The sequence below is a fragment of the Paratractidigestivibacter sp. genome, assembly GCF_052362415.1.
GTDB lineage: Bacteria > Actinomycetota > Coriobacteriia > Coriobacteriales > Atopobiaceae > Paratractidigestivibacter.
On sequence record NZ_DAWEMK010000064.1, the window covers coordinates 1230 to 3255 of the forward strand.

Sequence of the window (2026 nt, forward strand, 5' to 3'; positions counted from 1 at the left end):
GCTGGTCGGCGTTCTCGCGCACGCAGCACGTCATGAAGACGACGATATCGGCCTGCTCCGGGTCCTCGACCCAGATGCAGCCGTTCTGCTCCAGGAGCCCCTCGACGCGCTCGGCGTCGTGGAGGTTCATCTGGCATCCGAAGGTTTTTACGTAATAGGTTTTTCCTACCAGAGAATTCATGCAACCAATCCTAGGAAGCGACGTTCATGGGCTCGGCTCCGCCTGCCATGCCGGGGGCCTGGATACGGTGAACGTAAACGGCGAGGCGAATGGCGGTGCGGCTCTCTCCTCCGATGGAGATGTCCGAGAAAGTGGGGGCGCAGGAGATGTCCAGCCCCGTGGGGATGAGGAAGCCTCGCGCGATGGCGACGGCCTTAATGGCCTGGTTGACCGCTCCCGCGCCCACGCACTGGATGTTCACGGGCTCGCCGTCCTTGACGAGGCCGGCTATGGCGCCCGCGACAGATGCGGGGGATGACTTGCTGGAGACCTTCAGGTAGTCCATTTGGTGCGCTCCTGGTGCGTTTAGATCGAAATATAGCGTACAAGCTGCGTTTATCTGCGGATATTCTACTTATAAAACGGGTGTTTGGGAAGCAAAAGCCAAAGAAAGCCCTAATCACCCTGCTCGAGCTCGAACGTGACCGTGATCTTCCCCTTACCGACGCGCACCTTCGGAGCCTCGTTGAGCGAGAGATAGTACTTCTGGGCGAGCTCGGAGAACCCGCGCTCCATCGCCCTCGAGAAATCCGCACAGTCCTCCTTGGAGATCTTGAGGCCGCGGTGGTCGCGGGTGAGGTCGACCTCATGGGGGACCTTCGGGCCGGCCCGGTGCGTGAGCCTCGCGACGACGCTGCGCTGCGGCTTGACCTGGCCGGCGACGATGCGGTGCGCGGTGCGCTCGCTCATGTCGAGCCCGAGGGAAGCGCTCACGCGCTGAAGCTCGCCAGCGTCGGCCGCGACCCTCAGGCGCTCGAGTACGGGGAGCTCGGAGATGTCGTCAAGGAACATGAGGTCGGAGGCCTCGACCGTCTTTGCGGCCTTGGCACGGGCCGTCGCCGCGATCTCGGCCGGGGAGCCGATGTAGACCTCGCAAGAAGACCTCTCCTCGATGGCGAACTCGCAACAGGTCCTGATGATGTTGTGGGGGCCTCGCTCGCAGATGAGCAGGCCGTTCTCGTCGACGGAGGTGATGGGCCACGTGGACTGGTCGGCGCGCTCGGCGAGGACCGTTGCGTCCGTGACCACGCGGATGGAGGAGCCCTTGCCGACGCCGCTGGAAACCACCTCGGCGGAGCTCGCGTTCTCCTTCACGGAATAAAGAGCCATGCCTCTGCCGTGGACGCCCCAGCGGTCCATGTGAACGCTCTCGAGCTTGGAGGTCACGCGCGCCTCGAAAACGCGCGACTGCATATCCTCGGGGATTCCGGAGCCGTCGTCGAGGATGACGAGGGTTCGGACATCGCCCTCTCGGGCGGTCGCGACGTAGATGTGCTTGGCCCCTGCGTCGCGCGAGTTGCGGAGCATCTCGATGACGATATCCTCGACGCAGCGGATGTCGTGCTTGGCCTGGCGCCTCTCGGCCTCGGCGACGCGAAGGCGAACGTAACCCTCGCCGAGGTTCTCCTCGACACGAAGATTACGCTCGCCTCCCATGGAGGCAACGAAGCCTGCGAGGCCGTTGTCGCTTCCGGTCATGTTTGGTTACTTGGCGACGCCGATGGCGCGGGACTCGCGGATAACGACGACGCGGACCTGGCCGGGATACTCCATCTCGTCCTCGATCTGCTTGGCGATGTCGTGCGCGAGGACGGTCGCCTGGGCGTCGGAGATCTTCTCGGGCTCGACCATGACGTGGAGCTCGCGGCCCGCCTGCATGGCGTAGGTGCGCTCGACGCCCTCGTGGGCGTTGGAGATCTCCTCGAGCTTCTCGAGGCGCTTGATGTAGTTCTCGGCCGACTCGCGGCGGGCGCCGGGGCGGGCTGCGGAGATGGCGTCGGCGGCCTGCACGAGGACGTCGAGCAC

The 2026-nt window shown here is 64.5% G+C and carries 2 protein-coding genes and 2 pseudogenes; all 4 read right to left on the bottom strand.

Translation table 11 applies throughout. From position 1 onward, the window contains the following. Positions 1–181, bottom strand: a pseudogene (locus ACT84W_RS07140) (tRNA (N6-isopentenyl adenosine(37)-C2)-methylthiotransferase MiaB); the annotation flags it as partial. A gap of 10 nt (positions 182–191) precedes the next feature. Continuing rightward, positions 192–506 (bottom strand): stage V sporulation protein S, encoded by a 315-nt coding sequence (locus ACT84W_RS07145; protein ID WP_417576663.1) that lies wholly within the window; start codon positions 504–506, stop codon positions 192–194. Between the two features lie 110 nt (positions 507–616). Continuing rightward, positions 617–1699, bottom strand: coding sequence for an ATP-binding protein (locus ACT84W_RS07150; protein ID WP_444328708.1), 1083 nt, complete (start codon positions 1697–1699; stop codon positions 617–619). 6 nt (positions 1700–1705) lie between these two features. After that, positions 1706–2026 (bottom strand): annotated as a pseudogene (locus tag ACT84W_RS07155) (ribonuclease Y); the annotation flags it as partial.

What these genes read in the sequence shown, in the direction of transcription:
- ACT84W_RS07145 (WP_417576663.1), bottom strand. Translation starts at nt 506, where the DNA reads ATGGACTACCTGAAGGTCTCCAGCAAGTCATCCCCCGCATCTGTCGCG.
- ACT84W_RS07150 (WP_444328708.1), bottom strand. Translation starts at nt 1,699, where the DNA reads ATGACCGGAAGCGACAACGGCCTCGCAGGCTTCGTTGCCTCCATGGGA.